This window comes from Silvanigrella sp. (assembly GCF_044369315.1).
Lineage (GTDB): Bacteria > Bdellovibrionota_B > Oligoflexia > Silvanigrellales > Silvanigrellaceae > Silvanigrella.
In genome coordinates this window covers 1-5,034 of the sequence record NZ_JBIPMD010000230.1, presented here as the reverse complement: position 1 = coordinate 5,034, position 5,034 = coordinate 1, and the positions used below count along the sequence as shown (strand labels likewise).

The 5,034-nt window shown below is 26.3% G+C and carries 6 protein-coding genes and 1 tRNA gene; 3 read left to right on the top strand and 4 right to left on the bottom strand.

All coding sequences use genetic code 11. The features are described from left to right. The coding region (locus ACIQ56_RS14265; protein WP_397601716.1) for a hypothetical protein at positions 1 to 662 on the top strand (662 nt) is incomplete at its 5' end. Between the two features lie 22 nt (positions 663 to 684). On the opposite strand, the gene ACIQ56_RS14260 is transcribed toward ACIQ56_RS14265, so the two are convergent. Further along, on the bottom strand, positions 685 to 1,890 hold the full coding sequence (locus ACIQ56_RS14260) for a glycosyltransferase (RefSeq protein ID WP_397601715.1): 1,206 nt from the start codon (positions 1,888 to 1,890) through the stop codon (positions 685 to 687). Next, the gene (locus ACIQ56_RS14255; RefSeq protein ID WP_397601714.1) at positions 1,874 to 2,932 is read right to left on the bottom strand and encodes a methyltransferase domain-containing protein; all 1,059 of its coding nucleotides are present in this window, start codon (positions 2,930 to 2,932) and stop codon (positions 1,874 to 1,876) included. The genes ACIQ56_RS14260 and ACIQ56_RS14255 overlap by 17 nt, the downstream gene beginning before the upstream one ends. Before the next feature lie 138 nt (positions 2,933 to 3,070). On the opposite strand from ACIQ56_RS14255, the gene ACIQ56_RS14250 reads away from it, so the two are divergent. Together ACIQ56_RS14250 and ACIQ56_RS14245 are read left to right on the top strand one after the other, a co-directional pair. Further along, positions 3,071 to 3,146 (top strand) — tRNA-His (locus tag ACIQ56_RS14250). Between the two features lie 150 nt (positions 3,147 to 3,296). Next, on the top strand, positions 3,297 to 3,833 hold the full coding sequence (locus ACIQ56_RS14245) for a hypothetical protein (RefSeq protein ID WP_397601713.1): 537 nt from the start codon (positions 3,297 to 3,299) through the stop codon (positions 3,831 to 3,833). A gap of 45 nt (positions 3,834 to 3,878) precedes the next feature. Here ACIQ56_RS14245 and ACIQ56_RS14240 read toward each other — a convergent pair whose 3' ends face one another. Together ACIQ56_RS14240 and ACIQ56_RS14235 are read right to left on the bottom strand one after the other, a co-directional pair. Next, positions 3,879 to 4,355, bottom strand: coding sequence for a hypothetical protein (locus ACIQ56_RS14240; RefSeq protein WP_397601712.1), 477 nt, complete (start codon positions 4,353 to 4,355; stop codon positions 3,879 to 3,881). Positions 4,356 to 4,463: 108 nt separating this feature from the next. Beyond that, positions 4,464 to 4,955, bottom strand: coding sequence for a hypothetical protein (locus ACIQ56_RS14235; RefSeq protein ID WP_397601711.1), 492 nt, complete (start codon positions 4,953 to 4,955; stop codon positions 4,464 to 4,466). Positions 4,956 to 5,034: the final 79 nt, after the last annotated feature.

Below are 5,034 nucleotides of genomic sequence, written 5' to 3'. Positions count from 1 at the left end.
CGCTTGTATACCTTCTTTTGGTTAACACCATTTCAACACCTCTTTCCTATAAGTTTTTTTCGGATCTGGGTGTCTACTTTCTTAGGGGAGGATCAATTCCATTTCCAATTAATAAATTGATTAATAATATTTATATTACAAAATTATTTGGAAATAGAAAAAATGATGTCTTTTTAAATTTTAAATTAGATTTAAATTTAAATAGTAAAAACGATAAAGGATATAATTACTTTAATTATAGTTCTAATATAAAAAATGTTTATAACTTTTCTTGTAACAGCAATGTTATATATGAAAATTCATACAAAGAAATGAAATTTGTAGACTCCAACTGCTCATTATTTGGAAAAAATTTATTCAATCAAATTTTCAATTTTATAGCTAAAGAAAGTAAAAAATCAACAAAATCAGTTAAAAAAGAATTTATTTCTAATATTGAAAAGACAGAAAATGAAATATTGTCTCCATACAATAAATCTGAAATCAAAAAATTTATACTAAAACCAGAAGGTTTTATTGTATACATGAACCCTAGCGAGCCTTTAAATTTTAATGGTATTAATACAAATAATTTTATTGAATATTTCGCAAGTTCAAATTTTAAATTTGTTTCAAACCCTGTTCAAGAAAGTAGTAAAAACTCTATTTCTATGAATGAATAAAAATTTTTCAAACATAAATATTTTATTTTTTATCTATAAAATCAATAATATCTTTATAATTATAAGACGAAAATTTTTCTAACCCAATATTTTTAGACTTCTCTTTTAAATTACTATATTTTTCATTATCTAAAAATAAGTTTAAAGAATTTTCAAGCTTATTCGTTAAACTATTTATATCACCAGCATTAAAAATAAGTTCGGGAAAATCGCAAAAAACTTCAGGAAGAGCGCCCACATTTGAACTTAAAACAGGAACACTACTTTGTAAAAATTCAACCCCTACACGGCAGATAACTTCACTATCTAGACTTGGAATTACCCCGAATCCTGTTATACTTAACAAATTTTCAATATTCGTTATTTTTTCTTCTATTATAAAAAGTTCTTTATTTTCATTTTTATTCTCTAGATAATATTTAGAATCTATATATTTTCCTTCTCCAAAAATATCTAAATATTTTAAATAAATATCTTTAGGATTTACATTTGCTTTATATCCAATGTAAACCATTTGGGTCTTTATGAAATTGTCCTTTAAATCTTTAAATTTTGCTTTTAAATAGGCTTCTGTTAAATAGTCATGCCCCTTAACAGGATCAAACCTTCCAATAACCGTAAAAACTAATTTTTTAGCTCCTATAGATGGGAATGAGGGATGGATTAAAAAAGAAGAGTTGTTATAGTTTGTTGGTAAAAGTGATTTCCCATAATAATGAACTATGAATTTATCGCTTTTTAAATTAAATTGAACTCTTTTTTTAACACATTCAGCTGCAAAAATAATTTTATCTGTAATTTTGTTATAAATATATTTAGATATAAAATTTGATTTGATATTTTGAGCTTGACCTCGAACACGAATTAACTTTTTGTTTCTCCAGAAAAAAGGAAAAAGAATTTTAGTTATGCAACATAATGTATGTTCACGACCTTCAAAAACCCAAATATACTTTAAATCTTGTTTATGATTAGATAAAATTTTTATTAACAAAAAAAGGCTTTTAAAAAAATTTATAAATGTTTGATTGTGAATTGGGGAATGAACGAAAGGAATATCATGTTGCTTACATTTATCCTTCATAGCTGTACTTCCAACTTCAGCACAATAAAGAATATTATGATTCATTTTTACATAAAGCGCAATTTGTAAGCTATAATCAGAAACCGCAGAAAACCATGGGTTTGAATTTAAAAATAAATGAGTGATTTTAAATTTGCTGTTCAACTTTGTTCGCCTTACGAAAAATAAGAATAGGGTTTGTTAACAACTCCTGTTTCTTATCCGCTTCTATAATTTTATTCCAGGCTAAAAACGGGTTTTCAAACCCATTCACATAGCCTTCATTTTCTAATTTTCCTTCACAGTAAACAAGCTCTAAACCTAATATTTGAGCTTGTTCTTGGAAGTAGGATAATGAAAATCCGGGATCAGAAGGATGCATAAGGGCATCAGCAACAGAAGCGGAGCCAGGCCCTAAATACCGAAATCTTTCAAAAGTAGATCTAAAAAAACCTATGAAGTTAAAAAATTGCCATACTCTTAATTGAAAATATTTAATAACAATATGAAATTTAAATCCTTTTTTCTGTAAAAAAGAATCCCATGTTCCACTATAACGATTTTGTATGCGTCGTTCTAATTTTCGTCCATGAAAACTATAAATCATTAGCCTCAAAATACCGTTTTCATTTAGTTTTTGTGAAATTGCCTGAAGGATACCAGTAGGATCGGGTTGATGATGTAACACTCCAAAACATTGAATATAATCAAATTTTCCAATTGCTTTTTCCTTTAAAATCATTTCTGCGTTTCCTAAAAGAAACTCTATTTTTTTAAATGTTTTTTGATTCCAAAAAACATTTAAAATAGTATGAAAGGCGAGCTTTTTTTTTGCTTTTTGGATTGCTTTTCTACTGAGATCCATACCGATAATTTCGTTTTCAGGATGTAATTTCCTAAAAAGAAGAGGCTCATCAGTTCCACAACCTACTAATAATATTCTTTTTGTATTGGGAAAAATCTCTTTCATTTCATTATAAACAGGCAAGAATTCTTCTTTTGAAATTTTTATATTTGAGTTTTTATACTTTGAGCTTAAGCGCCATATTTTTTCAGCAAGAATCGTCCTTCCCTTAGACAACATCATCACAAAACCACCATGAGCCGTGAGCTGGGCCTCTACCTTAGGAGAAACAAAAAATGGACGGTTAGGATAGGGGAAAAGGTCATAAAACTGCCTCATTTTCTCAATCTTTAACTGCTCCATAGCTATCCTTCCCTCTAATCGTTTCTGCGACAGGTGAAATTCTGTCATGATAACATGAAGATCGCGTAAACTAAAGAGTTTGTTACTCTCTGCTTGACACTCATATATTTGTAAAGTATTGCTTTCAGGCTTGAGATGGTGACTGTAGTCAAGCGGTTAAGACAATGGATTGTGATTCCATCATGCGGGGGTTCGAATCCCCTCAGTCACCCCATTTTAAAGAGCTTCCTAATTATTTAGGAGGCTTTTTTGTTTTAAACATATTATTTTACATAAAATAAAAAAATTAATAAATATCTTTAAATATTAAATACTTTAGCCGATAGAAACTAAGAATAAATAAGTTGCGAGGTTTATTGTATATATGGCTCAAATATTTAAAAATCAAAAAAATTTAGAACAATCTTTAAGAAGAAAAAAACTAGATAAACCAGGAAAACATGCCTTTTTTCTATTATCTCTATTCAATCAAATGTCTTTTACCCAGGAACAAGATTTCTCTGTAATTATAAATAGAGAAGAATTTTTACAAGCTGGACTTATTTCAGACTTAAAGCATTTTGAGAATTGGAAAAACAAAATGATTTCTTTAGGCATATTTATTCTAAACAATAATGAGGAAAATTTATTTAAACCTTCATCTTTTATATTAAATTATATTTATAAAGAAAAAAATCTTCCTATTGAAATGAATAATAATAAAAATAGTTCGGCTTTAGAAGAAAATTTAAAAAATGAAATTAAAAATTTACAAGAAGAAATTTTATTATTAAAAGAAGCCTTAAAAGAAACAAATAGAAGAATTGAACGAGCTGCAGAAAGCTGGAAACTAAGATCAACATTTGTACTTAAAAAAGAAAATGAAAGACAAGTATTAAATACCTTTCCAAAAAGATTTTGATATTTTTAATTTATTATAATTCATAAAATTACCATTTTAAGAACATTAATACATAAAATCAAAAATATTATTATTTTTTTGAGAAAGTTCATTAATACTCTTTAGAATAGTTCTTCGATATAAACATTTTGAACAATAATAGCTTAAGCTAAAAAAACTTTGCATCAGATTACTATTATCAATACCAATTGGTATCCAAGCCGAAAAAATTCCAGTTGACGCTTGCACATATTGAAAATCAGAGCCAAAATTTTTAATACATAATTCCTGGACATCATTAACGGTTAAAGAATTATTATTCAATTTAAAATATTGTGTTATCAATCTATAATCTGAATTTATTTTTTTAGACAAATACTGCCACTCTCCATTTATTTTTAATATATTATTATAATATAACCATTTTGTTTCTTTATCTTTATTTGCACAATAAATATCTGCAGTTTCTGCATAAACTTCAAAGGAACTAAATAAAGCGAATAAAATATAATTAACAAGTATTAAACTTTTAAAAAATTTCATATTTACATCCTTAAAATAAAATTTTAATAACTTATAAATTTAAAATTTTCAAGTGAATTTATATAATTCATTATTATATACTATTTCTATTTTTATATTTAAACAATTTTAAAACTGATTAAAATATTCTTCTAAGTTAAAATAATTAAAATAATTAATTTTTTCAATTGTAAAAGGTTTTAGGCTTCTTGAACAAAATATACACCAATTATTTAATTCAAATATTCCTTTTGCTAAAGAATTATTTGAAACTCCAATAAGATACCAATTAGAAAACATACTATCTGCAACTTGGGCAAAGACATAAGAAGGTCCAAAATTTTTAATGCATTCTTTTTGAAAACCTTCAATATCACTCCAGTCACCATTTATTTTAAAGTATCTTATGTTTAAATATCTATTAGAAGTTATATCTTTTATAAAAAATATCCATTCTCCACTTACAGAAACAATTTGATTATTTGCTCTTAACCATTCCCATTTTTTGTCATTCGTAGCGCAAAATACTTCTGTTGTTTCAGCAAAAACACTTTGAATACTAAAAGTATTCATCATAAATAAAATTAAATATATAAATTTTATTTTGGTAGGTAGAGACATGACTTTTATTTCCTTTCAAATAAAGTAATTCATTGCCATGAAACCCCTGCAGAACCGGACTTGTAGTTTTCCCACATCC